The 21,660-nt window shown below is 65.3% G+C and carries 18 protein-coding genes and 1 other RNA gene; 6 read left to right on the top strand and 13 right to left on the bottom strand.

Annotation, left to right across the window (positions count from 1 at the left end):
* The 6 genes from LJE91_11430 to ssrA form a co-directional block, all read right to left on the bottom strand.
* Positions 1-383, bottom strand: a 383-nt coding sequence (locus LJE91_11430; GenBank protein MCG6869305.1) for a BREX system P-loop protein BrxC, incomplete at its 3' end; no start/stop codon positions are given.
* 11 nt (positions 384-394) lie between these two features.
* Complete coding sequence (locus LJE91_11425; GenBank protein ID MCG6869304.1) at positions 395-973, bottom strand: DUF1788 domain-containing protein; 579 nt, start codon at positions 971-973, stop codon at positions 395-397.
* Positions 973-1,749, bottom strand: a complete 777-nt coding sequence (locus LJE91_11420; protein ID MCG6869303.1) for a DUF1819 family protein — start codon at positions 1,747-1,749, stop codon at positions 973-975. The genes LJE91_11425 and LJE91_11420 overlap by 1 nt, the downstream gene beginning before the upstream one ends.
* 2 nt (positions 1,750-1,751) lie before the next feature.
* Positions 1,752-2,318 carry a BrxE family protein gene (locus tag LJE91_11415; protein ID MCG6869302.1) on the bottom strand — a complete coding sequence of 189 codons (567 nt, stop codon included), beginning with the start codon at positions 2,316-2,318 and terminating at the stop codon, positions 1,752-1,754.
* Complete coding sequence (locus LJE91_11410) at positions 2,318-2,533, bottom strand: helix-turn-helix domain-containing protein (protein ID MCG6869301.1); 216 nt, start codon at positions 2,531-2,533, stop codon at positions 2,318-2,320. The genes LJE91_11415 and LJE91_11410 overlap by 1 nt, the downstream gene beginning before the upstream one ends.
* Positions 2,534-3,135: 602 nt before the next feature.
* Positions 3,136-3,499, bottom strand: a transfer-messenger RNA (tmRNA) gene (ssrA, locus tag LJE91_11405).
* A gap of 209 nt (positions 3,500-3,708) precedes the next feature.
* On the opposite strand from ssrA, the gene purL reads away from it, so the two are divergent.
* Positions 3,709-7,602 (top strand): phosphoribosylformylglycinamidine synthase, encoded by a 3,894-nt coding sequence (gene purL, locus LJE91_11400; protein ID MCG6869300.1) that lies wholly within the window; start codon positions 3,709-3,711, stop codon positions 7,600-7,602.
* Between the two features lie 169 nt (positions 7,603-7,771).
* The gene (locus LJE91_11395; GenBank protein ID MCG6869299.1) at positions 7,772-8,623 is read left to right on the top strand and encodes an alpha/beta hydrolase; all 852 of its coding nucleotides are present in this window, start codon (positions 7,772-7,774) and stop codon (positions 8,621-8,623) included.
* Here LJE91_11395 and LJE91_11390 read toward each other — a convergent pair.
* The 3 genes from LJE91_11390 to LJE91_11380 form a co-directional block, all read right to left on the bottom strand.
* Positions 8,607-9,311, bottom strand: coding sequence for a DUF3379 domain-containing protein (locus LJE91_11390; GenBank protein MCG6869298.1), 705 nt, complete (start codon positions 9,309-9,311; stop codon positions 8,607-8,609). The two genes, LJE91_11395 and LJE91_11390, sit on opposite strands and share 17 nt — an antisense overlap.
* Positions 9,312-9,598: 287 nt before the next feature.
* The gene (locus LJE91_11385) at positions 9,599-10,438 is read right to left on the bottom strand and encodes an ATP-binding protein (protein ID MCG6869297.1); all 840 of its coding nucleotides are present in this window, start codon (positions 10,436-10,438) and stop codon (positions 9,599-9,601) included.
* A 241-nt stretch (positions 10,439-10,679) separates the two neighbouring features.
* Complete coding sequence (locus LJE91_11380) at positions 10,680-10,859, bottom strand: hypothetical protein (GenBank protein ID MCG6869296.1); 180 nt, start codon at positions 10,857-10,859, stop codon at positions 10,680-10,682.
* A gap of 201 nt (positions 10,860-11,060) precedes the next feature.
* Between LJE91_11380 and LJE91_11375 the strand changes: the two genes are divergently transcribed.
* Entirely contained in the window at positions 11,061-11,651 is a 591-nt protein-coding gene (locus LJE91_11375) for a CBS domain-containing protein (GenBank protein ID MCG6869295.1), read from the top strand.
* Positions 11,652-11,730: 79 nt separating this feature from the next.
* Entirely contained in the window at positions 11,731-12,897 is a 1,167-nt protein-coding gene (locus LJE91_11370) for a pyridoxal phosphate-dependent aminotransferase (protein ID MCG6869294.1), read from the top strand.
* Positions 12,898-12,911: 14 nt separating this feature from the next.
* On the opposite strand, the gene cysZ is transcribed toward LJE91_11370, so the two are convergent.
* From cysZ to queF, 3 genes are all read right to left on the bottom strand, one after another.
* Complete coding sequence (cysZ, locus tag LJE91_11365; GenBank protein ID MCG6869293.1) at positions 12,912-13,688, bottom strand: sulfate transporter CysZ; 777 nt, start codon at positions 13,686-13,688, stop codon at positions 12,912-12,914.
* A gap of 231 nt (positions 13,689-13,919) precedes the next feature.
* Complete coding sequence (locus LJE91_11360; protein ID MCG6869292.1) at positions 13,920-15,212, bottom strand: FGGY-family carbohydrate kinase; 1,293 nt, start codon at positions 15,210-15,212, stop codon at positions 13,920-13,922.
* A 12-nt stretch (positions 15,213-15,224) separates the two neighbouring features.
* Positions 15,225-15,614, bottom strand: coding sequence for a preQ(1) synthase (gene queF / locus LJE91_11355; protein MCG6869291.1), 390 nt, complete (start codon positions 15,612-15,614; stop codon positions 15,225-15,227).
* Between the two features lie 167 nt (positions 15,615-15,781).
* On the opposite strand from queF, the gene smc reads away from it, so the two are divergent.
* Together smc and LJE91_11345 are read left to right on the top strand one after the other, a co-directional pair.
* The gene (gene smc / locus LJE91_11350; protein ID MCG6869290.1) at positions 15,782-19,285 is read left to right on the top strand and encodes a chromosome segregation protein SMC; all 3,504 of its coding nucleotides are present in this window, start codon (positions 15,782-15,784) and stop codon (positions 19,283-19,285) included.
* Positions 19,286-19,340: 55 nt separating this feature from the next.
* The gene (locus tag LJE91_11345) at positions 19,341-20,216 is read left to right on the top strand and encodes a cell division protein ZipA C-terminal FtsZ-binding domain-containing protein (protein ID MCG6869289.1); all 876 of its coding nucleotides are present in this window, start codon (positions 19,341-19,343) and stop codon (positions 20,214-20,216) included.
* A 147-nt stretch (positions 20,217-20,363) separates the two neighbouring features.
* Here the strand turns inward: LJE91_11345 and ispG are convergent, their stop codons facing one another.
* On the bottom strand, positions 20,364-21,638 hold the full coding sequence (gene ispG, locus LJE91_11340; GenBank protein MCG6869288.1) for a flavodoxin-dependent (E)-4-hydroxy-3-methylbut-2-enyl-diphosphate synthase: 1,275 nt from the start codon (positions 21,636-21,638) through the stop codon (positions 20,364-20,366).
* Positions 21,639-21,660: the final 22 nt, after the last annotated feature.

Raw genomic sequence — 21,660 nt, 5'->3', positions numbered from 1 at the left:
GCCTCGGTGGGGATGCGCTCGGCGATGTTGCTCAGCAGGACCTGGATCTTTTGATCATGACAGCGCTGGGCGAGGAGCTCCCCGGCGCCTTGACCGAGGATGTCTCGGTTGGCCAGCGCAAGGCCGAGATACTTGGCAAAGCTGGACTTGCCAGAGCCGAAGAAGCCCGAGACCCAGATGGCGATGCCTTCGTTGGGCTTCTGCCAGGTGGTCTGGTAGTGGTCGAAGACCTCGCGGAAGTGGGAGCGGATGGAATCGGTGACGACATATTCGGCGAGCTCTTCCCGGATGATGGTCTCGTCCGCCTGGTCGACCTTGATGACCTCCTCGATGCGGCGGTCGATGTTGCTGGCAAACAGGTCCTTGATGGTCTCGACGGTCATCGCACACACCCTCAGAAGATCTTCGGCCGGTAGTTGTGCTCGGCATCCAGAACGCCCATGAAGCGCAGGCCGGCGGCACCGTCGAGCTCGCCCGGGTAGAACAGGACGGCGGGGACGTGCACCTTGCCCTTGAGCTGCTCCAGCAGCGCCGAGGTGCGGTACATGGGGAAGAGCGCGCCTGCACGGACGATGAACACCACATCCCGTAGCGGGTCAGCATCTTCGGGGATGCGACGGGCGACCAGCTCGTCCAGGGGTTGGTATTCGCTCAGGATCTGGAAGATGGTATCAACCGTCGTTTCGAGCCCCACCGACTTTTCTGCTTCGACAAGCGCGGCAGGGCCCATGCCTTCCGCTTCCAGGGCCTCGGTGAGGCACTCGGCGAGCGAGATGATGGTCACCCGTTTGCCCATCTGTTCGAGCCGGGTGCGCAGGAGAGCGATTTCCTGGCGCAGGGCGAATTCCTGTTCCGGCGCGTAGCGGAAGATGGCATAGGGCATGTCGTGGTAGGCACTGATCTGCTGCCTGGGGTCGGGCAGCTTCAAGAGGGGCTCCAGCTGCCCAGTGAGGCGCTCCTTCCAGTCGGGCATCAGTGAAGCTCCCTGGCGTAGTCGGCCGCCGACGCAGCAGGCAGCTTGATCTGGGCGAGGCTACCGGCGACCTCATAGTGCAGCTTGCGGAACTGGTGCAGGCGCAGGAGCTCGCGCTCGACATCGCCCGAGTCCAGGAGGTACATGCGCCAGTCGTCGGACTCGATGACGCGCCGGGCGTTCGCTTCACTGTCCGTCATGGCATGGAGCAGGTACAGGAAGCTCTGTTCGGGCAGGTGGTAGGAGGCAAACTCCTTCGACTGGACACCCTTGAGGAGTCCAAAGTCGACAGCGAGTCGCAGGAGGCCAGAGGCGACGCGATTCGACGTGGCCTCGCTCCAGTTGCCGGACCACTCGATCCCTTTCTTCTTGCTCAGCGCTTGAAGGTAGGGGAGCACGTCCTCAGCACGCAGCCGGTAAGCACCGGCGGTGAACTGGGGGTAGAGCCAGTTGACGAGGAAGTCGCGGACGAGGAACTCGTTCCGGGTCATGTGGTAGAGAAGCAGGGGCTTCCAGACCTCCCGGTCACACCCCACTTTGGCGAGCTCCGCGAGAGCCCGATCGCGACCCGCGGGGTCGAAGCGCCGGCTGAACGCCCAGGACACATTCTGCGCCCAAGCGGCACTCTTGGCGCCGATCGTGTTTTCCTGGCGAGCGCATTTGAGGTTTTCGGTTTTCGAGAGTTCGTAGTCCCAGCCGCGGAAGACCGCGTAGGTCTCCTCGATTAGGGAGCCTTTGATAGCGTGGCAAGAAGCGACTTTGACACGGGCCTCCATGCTCAATCCCCAAGCCGCGCGTAAGGAATCGCTGGGTTACCTCGCTCGCCTCTGGCGAAGCCGGCCGCCAGCATAGTGATGACGTCGTCGTTTGGTTCGTAGGTCCCGGACAAGGGCACTGACCGGCCCTCTGCCGAACGGCGCAGCTTGCCGACCGCTTCGAGGTGAGTCTGGTCGACGAGACCGAAGTCGCTAAGTTCTGAGAGGAGATCCTTGGTTCCCGTCGCGGCGAGCTTCTCGAAGAACGGTGTCCATTGCTCGCCCTGGTCGAGCCAGTCCTGCCAGTGCTCCTCGAACTGATCCTCGACCTCCGCGGGGAGATTCCAGAGTGTCATACACCCCGGCGGATCGAAGAGCTCGCGGCAGCGGCTGCGCGCGACAGCAAAGGCAATGCGGGCCTGGGCGAAATAGTGAGTCGAAGGGAAGCCGCGTTTGAGCGCAAGCGCGCCATGGCGGCCGAGGATGCCCTTGGTGTTCCACCAGGCGGCCGCATCCATCTCCCCGTGGCGGGCGACTGCGAGCCGCAGCTTGAGTAGCCGCTCGAAATCGACGCGGGTGGTCTCCTCCATCACTTTCGATCCTCTCCACTAGAATCCCCGGGCAGCCGGTCGACGGCGCCACCAGAACGCACCCAGTCGTCAACCTCCATGATCTTGAACTTCCAGAGCCGACCGATTTTGTGGGCAGGGAGTCCTTTGTGGTCAATCCAGCGGTAAACGGAATCCTTGGCGACACCGAGATGCCGCGCTACGTCTTCGACGGAGACCCAGGGTTCAGTCGGCATCGGATGCTCGTCTCTTCATGGTCCGCGATTCTGTCGCAGGACATGCAAGCCATCACGGCTAGCAGGATGCTACCGAGGACCCGACCTTAGCACCGCGCCCTTTGTCCCACAATTGCGCTGTTATCCGGTGATGGGCAGACGAAAGTCTGTCAGGATCGTCTAAACACGTCTGGCCAACGTGCTGACGCCAACTCGATGGCCCCTTGGGGGGGCCGGTCTAGTTCAGCCTCGGTAGGCAGCGAGACTCGCGCCGTGCGGGCGGCCCTGGGTCTGTGTTCGCCTAGTCACTCCTGGTCCCGCGGGGGTTAGGGCCACGCGGAGCCTCCGCCACCCAATGCCACAAAAAAACCGCACTGGAGAGTCCGCAGATAATACTTTGATTGCCAATGGGAAAAATTGTCTGACTTGCGGACTTCGGGTCATCGGTGAGACCCGAGGCCGGAGAGAAGAATGGCCAGGAGAGAGCGGAATGGGTCCCTGGAGGGGGTAGGGGGCCGGGAGGCGAAGTCCGCAGCCGTCCGCAGGAACCCCAAACGGTTCGCGGGGTTCCGCGCTTACGGGCAAGAAAAAACCCCAACCGAGAACGGTTGGGGTTTGGGTAGTGGTGGAGGCGGCGGGAATCGAACCCGCGTCCGCGAATCCTCCGCCTTCGGCTCTACATGCTTATCCACGCCTATTGATTTAGCCGAACGCTACCCGGCGGGCAGGGAAGACGGTCAGCGATCCCGGATGAGTTTTAACGGATCCACGCCGGGAGCGCTTCACCGCGAGCTTGCGAGAGATGACGCCTGAGGCTCGGGCGCACAAGCACGGCCCCGGTCAGACGGCACCCTACTGGGTTTTAAGCAGCGAGTGCGTACTTGTCGTCGTTGGCAAGTATTGATTTGCCGCGTGTTTTACGAGGACAGCGACATCCTCGGCATGCACCTCAGGTTTTGCAACCCACGTCGAAACCAGGTCGCCCCCAAAAGTTCTTCTACACAGACAGTATATTCCTGGTTTCGTTCCCTGTCACCGCGCGGAGGTTGGGCGAAGCGCCGGGCGATTCGCTATCATTCGCCCTCGGAGCCCTCGGAGCCCTCGGAGCCCTCGGAGCCCTCGGAGCCCTCGGCCCGGGATCCGGCGGGCCGAGGGTCTCCCCCATTTGCCTCTCCTCATAACGGGAACGTCGCGCAATGCTTACCCTGTATGGCGGTCCGGCCTTCTCCGAGTTCCGGCTTGCGCGAGCGCTGGACACGCTCCGGCAGACCGCCCCGAAGGTGCGCGACCTGCGGGCCTCCTACGTCTATTTCGTCGATCTGGAAACTGCACTGAGTGCGTCTGAACAGGCGGTCCTGGAGCGGCTCCTGCACGACGGCGAGGACGTGATGACACCCCCTGTCGACGCCAGGTTGATGCTGACCATCCCACGCCCCGGGACGATCTCGCCCTGGGCGAGCAAGGCCACGGATATCGCCCGCAACTGTGGCCTGTCCTCGGTTCATCGTATCGAGCGCGGTATCGCGCACTTTGTCTGGGTCGATCGTGACGCACTCGATCGGGACGCGTGGGTCGCGGCGGCCGCCGCGCTGCACGATCGCATGACCCAGGTGGTCGTGCGCGAGACGGGCGACGCCGAAGCGCTTTTCCGGACGGCCGAGCCCGCGCCGGTGCGGCGGGTGGACCTCGGCGGGGATGCCACCGCAGCGCTGACGCGTGCCAATGTCGAGATGGGTCTGGCGCTCTCGGACGACGAGATCGATTACCTCGCCGAGAGTTACACCTCGATCGGCCGCAACCCGACCGACGTCGAGTTGATGATGTTCGCGCAGGCCAATTCCGAACACTGCCGGCACAAGATCTTCAACGCCGACTGGGTGGTCGACGGCCGGCCACGCGAGCGTTCGCTGTTCCGGATGATCCGCAACACCCATGAACACCACCCCGAGGGGATCCTGTCGGCCTACAGCGACAATGCCGCCATCATCGAGGGCGCGGTCACCGCGCGTTTCATGCCGGACCCGGAAACCGGTGTTTACCGGGAGGTGCGCGAGCAGACCAACATATTGATGAAGGTCGAGACGCACAACCATCCGACGGCGATCTCGCCGTTTCCGGGCGCGGCGACCGGCTCGGGCGGTGAGATCCGCGACGAGGGGGCGACCGGTACCGGCGGTAAGCCCAAGGCGGGCCTGTGCGGGTTTTCGGTGTCGAACCTGCGCATCCCCGGGTTCGAGCAGCCCTGGGAGGTCGATCACGGCCGGCCCGGGCGCATCGTCTCGGCGCTGGACATCATGATCGAGGGGCCGATCGGCGCGGCGGCCTTCAACAACGAGTTCGGGCGGCCCAATCTGGCGGGGTATTTCCGCAGCTTCGAGATGCGGGTTCCCGGGCCGAAAGGCAAGGAGCTGCGGGGGTATCACAAGCCGATCATGGTGGCCGGGGGCTTGGGCGCCTCGCGGGCCATGCACACCCACAAGCAGGACCTGCCTGCCGGCGCGCCGATCGTGGTGCTGGGCGGACCGGCGATGCTCATCGGTCTCGGCGGTGGCGCGGCCTCGTCGATGGCGAGCGGCCAGAGTGCCGAAGACCTGGATTTCGCCTCGGTGCAGCGCGGCAACCCCGAGATGGAGCGGCGCTGTCAGGAGGTCATCGATCGCTGCATCGCGCGCGGCGGGGACAACCCCATCCTGTCGGTCCACGACGTCGGCGCTGGCGGTCTGTCCAACGCCATCCCCGAGATCGTTCACGACGCCGGACGCGGCGGACGCTTCGAGTTGCGTACCGTCCCCAACGACGAGCCAGGGATGTCGCCGATGGAGATCTGGTGCAACGAGGCCCAGGAGCGCTACGTACTCGCGCTGCGGCCCGGGGCGCTGGAGGATTTCGAGCGGCTCTGCACGCGGGAACGCTGCCCCTATGCCGTCGTTGGAGAGACGACCGAGACGCCCGATCTGGTCCTGGGTGACGGGTATTTCGACAACACCCCAGTCGATGTCCCGATGGAGCTGTTGTTCGGCAAGCCGCCGAAGATGCGGCGCGACGTCCACCACGCGACGTTTCGCAAGCCCGACTTCGACACCGGCGGGATCGACATCGCCGAGGCGGTGCATCGCGTGCTCGGCCTGCCGGCGGTGGCGGCCAAGACCTTTCTCATCACCATCGGCGATCGGACCGTCACCGGCCTGGTGGCGCGAGATCAGATGGTGGGGCCGTGGCAGGTCCCGGCCGCGGACGTGGCGGTCACCCTGAGCGACTATACCGGCAACCGCGGCGAAGCGATGGCCATGGGCGAGCGCACACCCCTGGCGCTGATCCATCCCGAGGCATCGGGTCGCGTGGCCATCGGCGAGGCGCTGACCAATATCGCCGCGGCCCGGATCGCGGATATCGCACAGGTGCGACTGTCCGCCAACTGGATGGCGGCGGCGGGGCATCCCGGCGAGGACGCTGCCCTGTTCGACACCGTACACGCGGTGGGCGAGGCGCTGTGTCCGGCGCTGGGCATCGCCATCCCCGTCGGCAAGGACTCGATGTCGATGAAGACCGTCTGGGAGGAAGGCGGCGAGTCGCGGTCGGTGACCGCGCCGCTGTCACTGATCGTCTCGGCCTTCGCCCCGGTGACCGATGCGCGCCACACATTGACGCCGCAGCTTCGCTCCGATCTGGGCGACACCGACCTGATCCTGATCGACCTGGGGGGCGGCGCCAACCGGCTCGGGGGATCCGCGCTGGCGCAGGTGTACGGGCAGGTGGGGCACCACGCCCCCGACCTGGACGATCCGGGGGCCTTTCGCGCCTTCTTCGCCGCGATCCAGGATCTGGCGAGGGATCGGCTCATCCTCGCCTACCACGATCGTTCGGACGGCGGTCTGCTGGCGACGGTATGCGAGATGGCGTTCGCCGGTCACACGGGCGTACGCCTCGTCCTCGACGACCTGGGACCCGACCCGATCGCGTCGCTGTTCACCGAGGAACTCGGGGCCGTGATTCAGGTGCGCCACGGCGATTCCGACGTCGTCCTCCAGGGACTGCGCGAGGCCGGCCTGGGGCGGCATGCTTTTCCGATCGGGCGGCCGGAGGAGAACGATCGTCTCGTCGTGTCGCACGGGGGCGGGGTGGTCTGGTCAGAGGCGCGCGAGGCCCTACACAAGCGATGGGCCGAGACGACGTTTCGGATGCAGGCCCTGCGCGACGACCCGGACTGCGCGCTGGAGGAGCACCAGGCAACGGGCGACCCGGTCGATCCGGGACTTCGTCCGAGGCTGGATTTCGACCCTGGCGAGGACATCGCCGCGCCGCTGATCGCCACCGGTGTGCGGCCGGCGGTGGCGGTCCTGCGCGAGCAGGGCGTCAACGGGCAGGTGGAGATGGCCGCGGCGTTTCACCGGGCAGGATTCGAGGCGGTGGACGTCCACATGAGCGACATCGTCGAGGGGCGGATCGATCTGGCGGGGTTCAGGGGCTTGGCGGCCTGCGGCGGGTTCTCCTATGGCGACGTGCTCGGTGCGGGTGGCGGCTGGGCGAAATCGATCCTCAACAACGCCCGGGCGCGGGAGCAGTTCGAGGCCTTTTTCGCACGGGACGACAGTTTCGGGCTCGGTGTCTGCAACGGTTGCCAGATGCTGGCGCTGTTGAAGGAGCTGATCCCGGGTGCGGACCACTGGCCGCGTTTCCTGCGCAACCGCTCCGAGCAGTTCGAGGCGCGTCTGAGCCTGGTGGAGGTCCTGAATTCTCCGTCGGTACTGCTGGCCGGCATGGAGGGCGCGGTGATACCGGTGGCCGTGGCGCACGGTGAGGGTAGGGCGGATTTGAGCGACGCGGCGGCGCACGAGACGATCGAGATCGGTCTGGTGAGCCTGAGGTACGTCGACAATGCGGGTGGTTCGGCGCGCCTTTACCCCGCAAACCCCAACGGGTCGCCGCTCGGGATCACCGGTCTCACCACCCGCGACGGCCGCTTCACCATTATGATGCCGCATCCCGAGCGGGTCTTCCGCACGGTGCAGCATTCCTGGCATCCGGACGACTGGGGCGAGGACGGCCCCTGGATGCACCTGTTCCGAAACGCGCGCGTCTGGGTCGGATAGTCCCCGACGGAAGGAAATCGAATTCCAGCGGTTCGCTGTGGGAATGAAACACTTTCACCGAGGTGGGATCTGCTAATGATGACGGGAGTTTCCCCAGCCCTTTCTCCGCGGCATCCCTGGTGACGCCGTGCACGCCGACCACCGATTCGATGACCATGAGGAGCCGTGAATGAGCCGCAGGCGCTCGCTGCACACGCGATTCAAGGGGTCCCATGGCCATCTGCTGGACGGCCGGGTCGATCTGCCGGAACAGGGCGTGGAACCACGGCTGTTCGCGCTCTTCGCCCATTGCTTCACCTGCAACAAGCAGTATCTCGCGATATCGCGTATCAGTCAGGCGCTCGCGCGGCACGGGATTGCCGTGTTGCGATTCGACTTCACCGGTCTGGGTGCCAGTCAGGGGGATTTCTCGAAGACGAGCTTCAGCTCGAACGTCGAGGACGTGCTCGCCGCGGCGGAGTATCTGAGGCGACACCATCGGGCGCCGGGCGTGCTCATCGGCCACAGCCTCGGTGGCGCCGCGGTGCTGGTAGCCGCGCCGGCAATCCCCGAGTCGCAGGTGGTGGTCACGATCGCCGCGCCGAGCCGCCCGGGCCAGATACTCGACCACCTGGCGCACGTCGCCGACACCATCGAGCAGACCGGCTCGGCCCCGGTCGCCATCGGCAACGAGACCTACACCCTGCGGCGCGAGTTTCTGCAGGACGTGGCCGGGTATGAGCTGGAACCGGGAATCAGAGCACTGGACCGGGCGCTGCTCGTATTCCAGAGCCCGGCGGACCCGGTCGTGCCCCGTCACCACGGCGAACGCCTGGTTGCCTGGGCGTCGCATCCGAAGGCGCTGATAGAACTGGACGGGGCCGATCACCTGCTGACCTCGAGGGATGATGCCCAACTTGTCGCCGACATGACCGCGGCCTGGGCATCGCGCTATGCCACGGCGGGTTGGGGTGCGGAGGGGACGGAGCGGCGTCGGGGACAGGGTTCCGCTGGGCAGCAAACCGTCAGCCTATCCCGCTGACGACCTTGCGCAGGCGCCGTTCAAAGGTTCCGAGCGGTTCGCCGTGTTCCGCGACGATCGCTGCTGCGCCGGCCGTCATCGGAACGATCACTCCCGTGAAACGCGTGTCTTCGATGACCTGCCGGGCGTCCACCCGTTCACCGGGCATGACGAGCACCGTGATCGGGCCGCGTTCCCCCTGCACCACGAGGTGCGCCCCTTTCTGTTTTCGCATGGGACATGCGCTCGCAAAGGAAACCATCCCCAGATCGCCGTGCAGGGTCGCACCGTAGTCGGCGAGCAGTCGCGACAGGCGTTCGGGGGGTACGTCGTCGTGGTCCGACAGGTGATGCCGTTCGAGATTGATGTGGTCGAGCACCACGTCTGCGATCGGCTCCAGGCCGGAGGGCACCCAGAACAGGACGCCCAGCAAGGCGACGATGCCCACCGTAGCGGCCAGGGCGAGCGGGGCCGCCCAGCGGTTGCGGGATGATCGTCGTTTGTCGGCGGCGACACGCTCGCGGATGCGTTCGTTGAGTCCGGCGGGGGGATCGATGTCGTTCGCGACACCGCGGATCTTGCGGTCGAGTTGCCTGCAGAAGCGCAGCAGGGCCGTGTTTTCGGGGTTTTCCACGGCCTTGCGCAGAAACTCCGGGTCCTGGCATTCAGGATCCTCGAGGCATCGCTGTCTGAATTCGGAATCGTCCATCAGATCATTTTCATTTCAGCAATCCCTCACCGATCCCTCCCCCCTGCCAGGGGGGAGGTTAGGGGGGGGTTGAGAACCTAAACCGGTGCCGTATCGTCCCCAGGTTCTCACCCTCATCTCGGCGTTTTCCTCGAGGGGGGAGGGAGGAGGAATGCCGCGATCGTTCCTGCAAATTGTGGAAACCGATACCAATTAGACCGGGATCGCCGGGGTTCCTTGCACATGCCCACGATGCATTGCGCGTGTTGCGAGCGACTGGCCGCCCCTCCCGCGTGCAAAGCCCCCCCTCAACCGGCCTGATGACGTCCCACCCAGTCCTGCGCAAACTGGCGGGCAACCCGCCCGCTGCGCGACCCCCGCGACAGCGCCCAGCGCAAGGCCTCGGACCGGCGCTCCTCGGATTCATCGTCGCGTCCCAGCCGTTTGCACCAGTGGTTCACGACCGCAAGGTACTGGTCCTGGTTGAAGGGGTGAAACGCGAGCCACAGTCCGAAGCGCTCGGAGAGGGAGATCTTCTCTTCCACGGACTCGCCGTGATGGATCTCGCCGTCGATGTTGCTCGCTTCCAGGTTCTCGCGCTGGAACTCGGGCATCAGGTGACGCCGGTTGGAGGTCGCGTAGATCAGCACGTTCGGCGGCGCGGCGGCGATCGCGCCGTCGAGCATGGCCTTCAGCGCCTTGTAGCTGGCGTCACCGGACTCGAAGGACAGGTCGTCGGCAAAGAGCACAAAGCGCTCCTCGCGCCCGGTCATCGGCTCGACAATCTCCGGGAGGTCCACCAGGTCGTGCGGGTCCACCTCGACCAGCCGCAGTCCGCGGTCATGAAATTCCGCCAGCATGGCCTTGATCAGCGAAGACTTGCCGGTCCCGCGCGATCCCCACAGCAGGGCGTTGTTGGCCGGCGCGCCGGTGACGAACTGACCGGTGTTCCGATGCAGCAGGGCCTTCTGCCGATCGATATGGAGCAGGTCGTCGGGCTGGATCTCGTGCGGGCGCCGCACTGCGCGCAGGGCACCGTCCCGCCAGCGAAATGCCGGCGAGTCCCACTCCGTACCCCCGTCGATGGCGGGCAGGCGTTCCTCGACGAGGTTCAGCAATCGGTCGATTCGCTCCAGGATTTCTTTCATGGTTCGCGATTCATGCGATACGCCAGCCGGTCAGGCGGATGGATCTCATGATACGTCAACGCCGGGAACGCGGATTGTTCTGAAACGGGAGGCGGAGGAGGGATCGTAAACCGAAGAACCCTCGTCCTCGTCGTGTCTTTTTGGACGAAGGAGGCGGGTACGGGGATCAGGGGATTGTTGCGGGTGCGACTCTCACGCACATCCGCAAGCGGGGAAGACGATTGGCCGCTCGGCGGATCGACTACTTCCTGGCGTCAGACAGCATCTTGCGGAAGGTCTCCGGGTCGGGCAATCCCTTGATCGTGGGCGTGTTCACTTCGGGGACAGGGCTGGCGCCGGATCGCATTGCCTCGTCTTCCAGCCGCCGGATCTTTGCGCTGATGCGGGCCTTGAGGATCTGCGTGTCGATGCGTTCTGACATTGGGTGTCTCCTTAGGTGTTTGATCTTGTCGCTTCGGGTTCAGGCGCATCTGGCATCGCACCGTATGAATCGCAGTATAATCAGCGTGTATTCGCCGATCCGTGATGCGCATGGCGATTTTTGTGCGAGTCGCTGGATCGACTGCATGCGGCAGGCATGAATGTGCCGAATTTACCGATGAATGGCCTTGAGGTGTTCAGTATGACCAAGCTACACGTAGCCCGCGCCACGATCCCGCTTCAGGCCGGCAGCGAATACGATCATCCGCCCGACGCGCCCGAGCTGCTGCATCCGGACAGTCCGGCGATCGAGGCCATGACCGACTTCCGCGAGGTCTGGCCGGTCACGGTTTCCCCGGACATGAACGTCGACGACGCCCTGGAGTACATGAAACGATTCGGGGTACGCATGCTGCTGGTGATCGACGAGGACCGCAGGATCATCGGCATTGTGACGGCCGAGGAGATCATGGGCGAGTTGCCCATCAAACTGGTGGAAGGGGAACGCGCCGCTCGCAAGGCGGTCACCGTGAAAATGGTGATGACACCGCAGAACAAGGTGCAGGTGCTGGACATGATCAGCGTGAGGGACGCCCAGGTCCGGCACATCGGGGAAACCCTGCGGGAACTCGAAAGTCGCCACGTCCTCGTCGTCGAGACCGGAGAAAGCGGTAAGCAGCGGGTCAGGGGACTGTTCTCTCGCAGCCGCATCCAGAAACTGCTGGGCGGGTATCCGGTTCAGGATGTCCCGGCGGCCCATTCGCTCGCCGAGATCGTCCACGGTGGCGGCTGAGGCGTAGAATCGGCACGATTCGCCGGCCGGCTGCCGCAGTCACCGGTCCCGGCGCCCAAACGCACGGGAACTCTGCTACTTGGATCGATCCCCTCACATCGCGGGTCGCATGGCCGACATCGCGCCTTTTCACGTCATGGACCTGCTCGCGCGCGCCCGCGAACTGGAGGCGGACGGCACACGGATCGTGCACATGGAGATCGGAGAACCGGATTTCGATTCGCCCGAACCGGTCATTCGTGCCGGAGTACAGGCGCTGGAGCGGTCTCTGACGCACTATACCCCGGCGGTGGGGTTGTCGGCGCTGCGCGAGGCGATCTCGGAGTTCTACGCGCGTCGCTATCGCGTCACTGTCGATCCCGCACGGATCATCGTCACGCCGGGCGCCTCGGGCGCGCTGCAACTGGTCATGGGTGTGCTGGTGAATCCGCGGGACGAGGTGTTGATGGCCGATCCCGGTTATCCCTGCAACCGGCACTTCGTGCGCCAGTACGAGGGGCGGGCGTGTCCGGTTCCCGTGGACCGCTCGAGCGCGTACCAGCTGACGACGGCGTTGTTGCGCGAGCACTGGAGTCGTCGCTGCGTGGCGGCGTTGGTGGCCACGCCTTCCAATCCCACCGGCACCCTGATCCCGCAGGCGGAGCTTTCCGCGATGACGCGTTTCACCTCGGAGCGAGGGGCGGTCCTGATCGTCGACGAGATCTATCATGGCCTGACCTACGGCCAGCCGCCGGAGACCGCCGCGGCGCTGGGGGACAACGTCTTCGTGGTGAACAGCTTTTCGAAGTATTTCGGCATGACCGGGTGGCGGCTGGGCTGGATCGTGGCTCCTGCCCCCTGGGTACGCGAGATCGACAAGCTGGCGCAGAACATCTTCCTCGCCGCGCCCACACTCTCGCAGCACGCTGCACTTGCGGCGTTCGAGCCCGAGACACTGGAGATCCTGGACGGTCGGCGGGAGGTATTCAGGGAACGGCGCGACGCGCTGCTTCCCGCCCTGCGGGACCTCGGTTTCGATATCCCGGTGTCGCCGCAGGGCGCATTTTATCTCTACGCCGGATGCGGGGCGTTCACCGACGACAGCTACGCATTCTCGCGCCGCCTGCTGGAGGAGGCTGGTGTCGCGATCACGCCGGGGATCGATTTCGGCGAGTTCCGCCCCGCGTCGCATGTCCGTTTCGCCTACACGACATCGAAGGAGAACCTGCAGGAGGGTGTCGAGCGGCTCGGCCGCTACCTGGCCTGACGGCGCAGGGCGGATCAGGTTGTCCGGGTCGGTTTGCCCCCGGTTTCATCCCCGAAGGCCTGCGGACGCAGGTGCTTCACCCACATCCCCGTGGCCCCCGCCACACCGACCGGCATGGCGAAGAAGTTCAGTACCGGGATCATGGTCATCAGCAGGATGCCTCCCCCGAAGCCGAGCGACAGGGACCGGTTTTTGCGTAACAGCGCCCGCTCGTCGAGAAACTTCATATCGTAGTTGCCCATCGGGTAGTCGGCGTACTCGATCGCCAGCATCCAGGCCCCGAACAATGCCCAGATAAACGGAGCGGCCACATTGATGACGGGGATCGCGAACAGCAGCAACAGGGGGATGCTCCGTACCAGCATGTAGAACAGTTTTCGCAGCTCGTTGCCCACCGCGACCCCGGCGCTCGCGGCGATCGCGCGGACGCCACCGCGACCCTCAGGACCCCGGCCGGACAGATCACGCTCCAGTTTCTCGGCGAGCAGGGCGTTGAAGGGCGCGCCGATCAGGTTGGCGACCGGTGTAAACAGATAGAAGACGAGCAGTAGGGCGGTGAGGATAAATACGGGGTAAAGCAGCCAGGTGAGCCAGTCCAGCCAGGAGGGCAGGTAGTTCGTGATCCAGGTCAGCAGGCGCTCGAACTCGCCCCAGCCGAACACAAGGACGCCGCCGAAGATCAGGATATTGATCAGCAGCGGGATCGCGACGTAGCGGCGAATGCCGGGACGGTTGATCAGCCTGAATCCGCTGAGTACGTGGCCGAACCCGATGCCCAGTTTTACGATCATCGTATGTGCTTCCTTCGTGATACTGCAGGTATTTTATCGGTCAGGTTTTCGAAAGCGTAATCGACGGATTCGTGCCCCCTGGTGTCGGGTTACGGTGCGGACGACTACCCCGGGATTTCTCGCTCGGTGGCGCGCCTAACCCGACCTACGAATCTGTCTTCTCGGCCACAATCGGGGAAATCGGGAAGTGTTGGGTAGGTTGGGTTAGCGCTGCGTAACCCGGCAGTTTTGCTATCCAACATGGCGAATTATGCCACGGCGCGCCAGGAGCGCCGCGCCCCGGGCGGCCCCGGTGTATTCGGGCGTCGAGACCTCGACGCCGAGTCGCCGGGCCCGAATTCGGGTCCACGCCGGATTTTCCGCACCCCCTCCAACACTGAGGACACGGCGCGGATACGGGGCGCCGAGCGTCTTCAGCCGCCGGTACCCTTCGGCCTCGATCTCCGCGATGCCTTCGAGCATCCCCTGAAGGAAGATTACCGGATCCTTCGGACGGGGAGACAGCGTGGGCTCGCGGGCGGGATCGTTGAACGGGAATCGCTCGCCGCGCGAGGGCAGGGGATAGTAGGAAAGCCCGGTGGGGCGTTCGGGGGCGAGTTGCGGCGTGATCGTCTCGAGCGCCTCCGGGGAGAAGAAACGGGCGAGCACCGCGCCGCCCGTGTTGGATGCCCCGCCCGCGAGCCAGCGCTCCCCCAGGCGGTGGCTGTAGACGCCGTACTCGCGCGAGAAGACCGGACGGTTCGCGAGGACCTTCAGCGCCAGGGTACTGCCGAGAGAGCTCACCGCGTCTCCCGGTGCCGATGCGCCGGTGGCCAGGAATCCCGCGATGCTGTCGGTGGTGCCCGCGACGATGGTGGTGTCCCGAGGCAGGTTCAGCATCTTGGCCACCGGTGGGTCGATGATGCCGATCGGCGTGCCGGCAGGCACCACCCGCGGCAGACGGGAGCGGTCGAGCTCCAGTGCGTCGAGCCACGCCGGCCATTCACGTCGTACGGAGTCGTAACCCAGTTTGAGGCAGTTGTTCTCGTCGCTGGTGTCGTAGCGTCCTAGGAGTCGACCGGCCAGCCAGTCCGCCGGATGCAGTGCGTGGCGGAAAGAGGCGGCCGGGAGTCGCGCCGACAGCCACAGGAACTTGGCCAGCCCGGAGGTAGGACCGAGCGCGCCGGTGTCAGGCGGCGCGATCTGTGCGATGCGGGCCGCGTCGTCGGTCGCGCGGGCGTCGTTGTACATCAGGGCCGGTGCCAGCGGACTGCCGGCGGCATCGGTGGCGATCAGGGTGCCCGAGGTTCCGTCGACCGCGATGGCGCGGATAGTGCCCTCGGGAAGGCTTGCGGTCAGGGCGCCCAGAACCTCGCATGCGGCAGCCCACCACGGTTCGGCGTCCTGTTCGAGGCGGGGTCCCCGGGCAGCGGGAGGCAGTATGCGGGTTGAGCGTTCGCCCACAATGCGTCCCGCCTCGTCGATCGCGCAGCCGCGGCAGCCGGACGTGCCCAGGTCCAGCCCGACGAATACACTCGGACTCATGGGTGGGTTTCCTTAGGGCAGATCGACGCGGGACGGTGCGGTCCAGTCGGGTCGGCGGTGTTCGGCGACGACGGTGGTGTAGATCCCACCGCGTACGTTGAAGTCCGCGGTCAGGCGCATGAACCGGGGTTGGGTCACCGCGACGAGATCGTCGAGGATACGGTTGGTGACGGCCTCATGGAACGCCCCTTCGTCGCGATACGACCAGACGTATAGCTTAAGTGACTTCAGCTCGACGCAGATCCTGTCGGGTACGTACTCGAGGGTGAGTTCGGCGAAATCCGGCTGCCCGGTCTTCGGACACAGACAGGTAAACTCCGGAACGCGGATACGGATGGTATAATCACTGTCAATCTGCGGATTCTCGAAAGTTTCGATTGCTTTGGAGGATTCGCTGGGCATGCGGAATGGATGGACGCGTCCGCGTCTATGAATAAGAAAAAGCTTTATTAGAAAGCTGAAAAAAGAATTATAACATCCGACAATCCTGCCGGAACCGGACGTTCCCGCATCGCCGCTCGCCGCGTTGACGGAGAAACGCCACACACCAAGGGAAACAACCAGCGCAGATGCGCCTGCACAAGATCAAGATGGCGGGGTTCAAGTCCTTTGTGGACCCCACCACCATTCACATCCCGAGCAGCATGGTGGGCGTCGTCGGGCCCAACGGCTGCGGCAAGTCCAACATCATCGATGCTGTACGCTGGGTCATGGGCGAGAGTTCGCGCCATATCCGCGGCGACTCCATGGAAGACGTAATCTTCAACGGCTCCTCATCCCGCAAGCCGGTCGGACAGGCCTCCATCGAACTGGTATTCGACAACAGCGAGGGCCGTGCAGGCGGGCAGTACGCCGGCTTCGCCGAGATCTCGGTGCGCCGTCAGGTGTCGCGCGACGGACAGTCGAAATATGCTCTCAATGGTTCGCGTTGCCGGCGCCGCGACATTCTCGACATCTTCCTCGGCACCGGTCTGGGGCCGCGCAGTTACGCCATCATCGAGCAGGGAATGATCTCCCGACTGATCGAGGCCAAGCCCGAAGAACTCCGTGTCTACCTGGAAGAGGCCGCCGGCATCTCCAAGTACAAGGAGCGTCGGCGCGAGACCGAGACCCGCATCCGCCACACCCGGGAGAACCTCGAGCGCCTCGATGACCTGCGCGAGGAGATCGACAAGCAACTGGCGCGCCTCAAGCGTCAGGCACGCACCGCTGAGCGCTACAAGGAACTGAAGGCCGAAGAATCCCGGGTGAAGGGCGAGCTGCTCACATTGCGCTGGCGTCGCCTGGACGCCGAGGCCACGGCGCGGCAGACGGCGGCCGGGACGGCGGAATCCGAGACCGAAAGGGCCAAGGCAACCCTTCGCGGAATCGAGGCCGAGCTGGAGAAGTTACGCGAGGAACAGGTCTCGGCCCAGGAGGTCCTCAACGGGGTGCAGGCGGATTTCTACCGGCTCGGCGGGGAGATCACACGGACCGAGGAGGCGATCCGTCACGCGCGGGAGCAGCGTGAGGCCAAGGTTCGGGAGCTGGGCGCGAATCGCGCCGAGTACGCCGACGTCGAGGCCGAGCGCGAGCGCGACGGGCAACGACTGGCCGGGCTTGAGACGCAGATCGGGGTGCGGGAACCCGGGCTCGAGACGCTCAGGGTGGCACAGCAGGAAGCCACGGAGGAGTATCGCACCCTGGAAGCCAGCGTCGCCGATCTCCAGCAGCGTTGGGAGGCGTTGAACCGCCTCGTCTCTGAACCGGGTGAAACGGCGCAGGCCGAACGGGCGCGACTCGAGCAGCTCGAGGGGTCGCTCGTCCGGGACGGACGGCGGGAGGCGCGCCTGCGCGAGGAGCTTGAAGGTCTTGAAGACGGCAAACTGATCGGGGAAGTGGAAGCGCTCGCGGCGGATGCGCGCGATACACAGCAGGACGCGGAACGGGTCCAGGAGAAGATCCGGGCATTGCTGGGCCAGATCGAGTCGGCGCGTGAGGCCAACCGGGAGCTGAACCGCAGGCTCAACGAGCAACGCGCGGCCGAGCAGCAGACCCGCGGTCGGCTTTCGTCACTGGAAACCCTGCAGGAGTCGGCGCTCGGCAAACGTCAGGAGGACGTCACCACCTGGCTGGGCGGTTGCGGACTTGGGCAGGCGCCGAGGCTCGCCGAGGGAATCGAGGTCGAACGGGGTTGGGAAACCGCGGTGGAGACGGTCCTGGGGCAGTTCCTGGAGGCCGTCTGCAGCGAAGGACTGGATGGCGTGCTGGACGCGCTGGGATCGCTGGAGCGCGGCAATGTGGTGATCTGCGATACGGTGCGGGGTAATACGGTCTCGGCAATGGGAGCAGAGACCCTCGCCGCGCGGGTCAGGGCGCCGTGGCCGTTGCCCGATGTCCTTGGTCAGGTACGGGTCGCAGACGATCTGCAGGGCGCCCTGGCGCTGCGCGACATGCTCGGACCGGGCCAGTCGGTCGTGACGCGCGAGGGCCTGTGGCTGGGAACCGACTGGCTGCGTGTCTCACGCGATCCGGACGAGCACGCCGGTGTGCTGGCACGTGAGAGCGAGATCCGTGTTCTGCAGGCCCGTAGCGCGTCACTTCGGGCGTCCATCGAAGCACTGGAGGCCGAACTCTCCCGGGGACGTGAGGCGCTGTCCGATCTGGAACGGTCACTGCACGAGGCCCAGGCCGACGCCAATCAGGCGAACCGTACGCACACCGAGGCTGAGCGGCGGCTCGCCGCGCTGCGCAGCCGGCTGGAACAGAATGCCGAACGGCGTGAACGTATCGAAGAGGAGATCGATGAGGTCGCGGACCAGCAGGCCCGGCATCGGGCGGACCATGCCGCCGCGCGAAAGCGCCGCAGCGAAGCGCTGGAGAAGATCGAGGCGCTCAACCAGGAGCGGGATGTCCTGGCGACAGAACGCGAGGCGATGCAAGGCGCGTTGATTGCGGCGCGGGAACGCTCGGGTGCCGCACGTGATGACGCCCACGAGACGGCCTTGCAGCTCGAGTCCCTGCGCACCGCACGCATCTCCATCCTGGAGGGTCTGGAAAGGATGACCGCCCGCACCGGGCGCCTGGAAAGACAGCGGGAACAACTCGAGGCCGACATCGCGAGCGGGGAGACGCCATTACACGATCAGGCCATCGCGCTCGAGGCCTTGCTCGAACGACGCGTCGAGGTGGATCGATCGGTGACCGAGGCCAGGACGCGGGTGCAGGGTGTCGACGCGAGCCTGCGCGAACACGACCGCAAGCGGGCGGAGACCGAACACGGCCTGGACGATCTGCGGGCGCACCGCGACCGGTTGAGAATGGAATGGCAGGAAGCCCATGTGCGATGCGAGACGCTGAGAGAGCAGGTTGGGGAGGCCGGCTTCGGTCTCGAGGAGGTCCTGGCCGGACTGACCGAAGCAGCCTCGGAGACCGAGTGGGAGGCCGAGGCGGAGAAACTGGCCGCACGTATCGGGCGTCTGGGACCGATCAACCTCGCGGCGATCGACGAGTATCAGGAGCAGTCCGAACGCAAGTCCTACCTTGACGCTCAGCACGCCGATCTGATGGAGGCGCTGCAGACCCTGGAGAGCGCCATTCACAAGATCGATCGCGAGACACGCCAGCGTTTCCGCGAGACCTTCGAGCGCGTCAACGCCCGGCTGGTGGAGACCTTTCCGCGTCTGTTCGGGGGCGGCCAGGCGCGGCTGGAGATGACCGGCGACGACCTGCTCTCCACCGGCGTTTCGATCCTGGCACGGCCTCCGGGCAAACGGCTGAGCAGTATCCACCTGATGTCGGGCGGCGAGAAGGCCTTGACCGCCGTGGCGCTGGTATTTGCGATCTTCGAACTGAATCCGGCGCCGTTCTGCATGCTCGACGAGGTTGACGCGCCGCTGGACGAGAACAACGTCGGACGATTCGCGGAACTGGTCAAAGCCATGTCCGACAACGTGCAGTTCATTTTCATCACCCATAACAAGACCACCATGGAATATGCCGATCAACTGGTGGGTGTGACCATGCACGAACCCGGCGTCTCGCGGATGGTGGCCGTGGACGTCGACGAGGCGGCCAGGATGGCGACGGGGTGAGCCGTCGGGGTTTTCCCGGGATGGCGCCGAACTGGCGGGGGAGGGTCGAGCAAAGATGATGTCTGCTTGGGAGTTTCGCTGGGTGTTGCTGGGTCTCGGTGTCGTGATCCTGGTCGTCATCTACCTGCTCAGCCGCAGGGAGCACAGGCAGTCGGCCGCGGACCTGTTCGACGAGGAAGACCTGAACCGCGACTCGGTCGGTCTTCGGCTCGGCAACGTGCCCGGGGGCGGAGAACCGACGGCGGAGGAGATCCGCGACGGGCTCGGGGCGCTGCGCGATGCAGTGCACGAGGAACGCGCCCGGTCGGGTCTCGAGGTTTCACCGGCCGGTTACGGGGGCGAACATGATCCCGTAGGTCACGGCGCGGGCGCGACAACCGGGGCTCCCGGTTACGCGCTCACACCGCCGCAGGAACCGGCCGCGAAGGCGCCGCGGCCCTCACCGGATGCCGGCCCGAAGATCTCGCGCATGCCGAACGGGGAGTCCAGACTGCTGGCGGCGCTGCACGTCGTCCCGGACCCGCCCAAGCGGATCTCCGGTCCGGACATCGTGGATTCCGCGCAGCGCATCGGTCTGGACTTCAGCCCGGACGGGGTTTTCGAATGGAACGTGGAGATGTTCGGCAAGCCGCAGCCGCTGTTCGCGCTCGCCGACATCAATCCCCCAGGTACCTTCAGCGAAGAACTGCTGAAGGGCGGTTCGACACCCGGCCTTAGCCTGTTCATCCTGCTGCCGGGACCCAAGGAGGGACTCAAGGCCTTCAATATCATGCTGGAGATCGCTCAGACCCTGGCCGCGCGGTTCAACGCCCGCCTGCTCGACGACGCCCGCAACGAGCTGTCGACCGCGACCATCGAGCACCTGCGCGACCAGATCCAGCTCTTCAGCCTCCGTCATACCAATGTCCCCTCGCGTAAGGGGAACGGTTGAGCGATCGTAACGTTCGCCAGACACGCTATTGGTGGGTTGCGCTGCCGTATTTCGGTTGCGTAGGGTGGACCAGCGAAGCGAAGGTGACGTAGGGTGGACGAGCGGTAGCGAAGTCCACCAATCTGCCGGAATCACGCCAACGTCGAGTCACCCCGTCCCGTCCCGGTCCCGTGTCGCATCGCCGCTTGCGGCATTCGCCCCGTAGTGGGACTCGATGTAGGCCTGCACGATATCCTGGAAGTCTTTTGAGATACCCTCGCCCTTGAGCGTGACGGTCTTGACGCCGTCCTCGTAGACCGGCGCGACGGGACGCTCGCCGGAGCCTGGCAGGCTGATACCGATGTTCGCGTTCTTGCTCTCACCCGGCCCGTTGACCACGCAGCCCATGACCGCGACGCTCATCGCCTCGACGCCGGGATAGCGGTTGCGCCACTGCGGCATGTTGTGTCGCAGGTAGGACTGGATCTCTTCGGCGAGCCGCTGGAAGTAGTCGCTGGACGTGCGTCCGCAACCGGGACAGGCGACGACCATGGGGGTAAACGAACGCAGTCCCATGGTCTGCAGGATCTCCTGGGCGACGATGACCTCGCGGGTGCGCTCGCCCCCGGGTTCAGGCGTCAGCGAGATCCGGATCGTATCGCCGATTCCCTCCTGCAGCAGGATGGACAATGCGGCGGTCGAAGCGACGATGCCCTTGGAGCCGATCCCGGCCTCGGTGAGGCCGAGATGCAGGGGATAATCGCATCGCGATGCCAGGTCGCGGTAGACCGACACCAGGTCCTGCACGGCGCTCAGCTTGCACGACAGGATAATTGCCTCATGCGGCAGGCCGAGTTCCTCGGCGCGACGCGCACTGCCGAGCGCGGACTCGATCAGGGCGTCGTGGGTGACCTGCTGCAGATCCTTCGGTTCGGAGAGCTTTGCATTCCCGTCCAGCAGGCGGGCCAGTAAGTCCTGGTCCAGGCTGCCCCAGTTCACGCCGATGCGCACGGGTTTGTCGTGGCGGCAGGCGAACTCGACCAGCTGCGCGAACTGCGTGTCACGCTTGCGGCCCTTGCCGACATTGCCGGGATTGATGCGGTACTTCCCGAGCGCCTCTGCGCAGGCCGGGTACCTTTCGAGTAATTTGTGGCCATTGAAATGGAAATCGCCGACCAGCGGGGCGTCGATGCCCATCTTGTCGAGCTGCTCGCGAATATGGGGGACCTGGGCCGCCGCCACCTCGTTGTTTACGGTGATGCGCACGAGTTCCGAACCCGCGCGGGCAAGCTCTGCGCACTGGGCCGCGGTACGCACGGCGTCGGCGGTGTCGGTGTTGGTCATCGACTGTACGACGATCGGGTGATCGCCGCCTACCCGGATGTGCCCGATGCACACGGATGGCGTGACGCGTCGGGTGGCGGAGTGCTGTGATGTACTCATGATCGGGACCGGTTGGTGACGC

This window comes from Gammaproteobacteria bacterium (assembly GCA_022340215.1).
In the GTDB taxonomy this organism is placed as follows: domain Bacteria; phylum Pseudomonadota; class Gammaproteobacteria; order JAJDOJ01; family JAJDOJ01; genus JAJDOJ01.
Note: the sequence above shows the minus strand (reverse complement) of the source record. Positions and strands in the feature narration are given on the sequence as shown.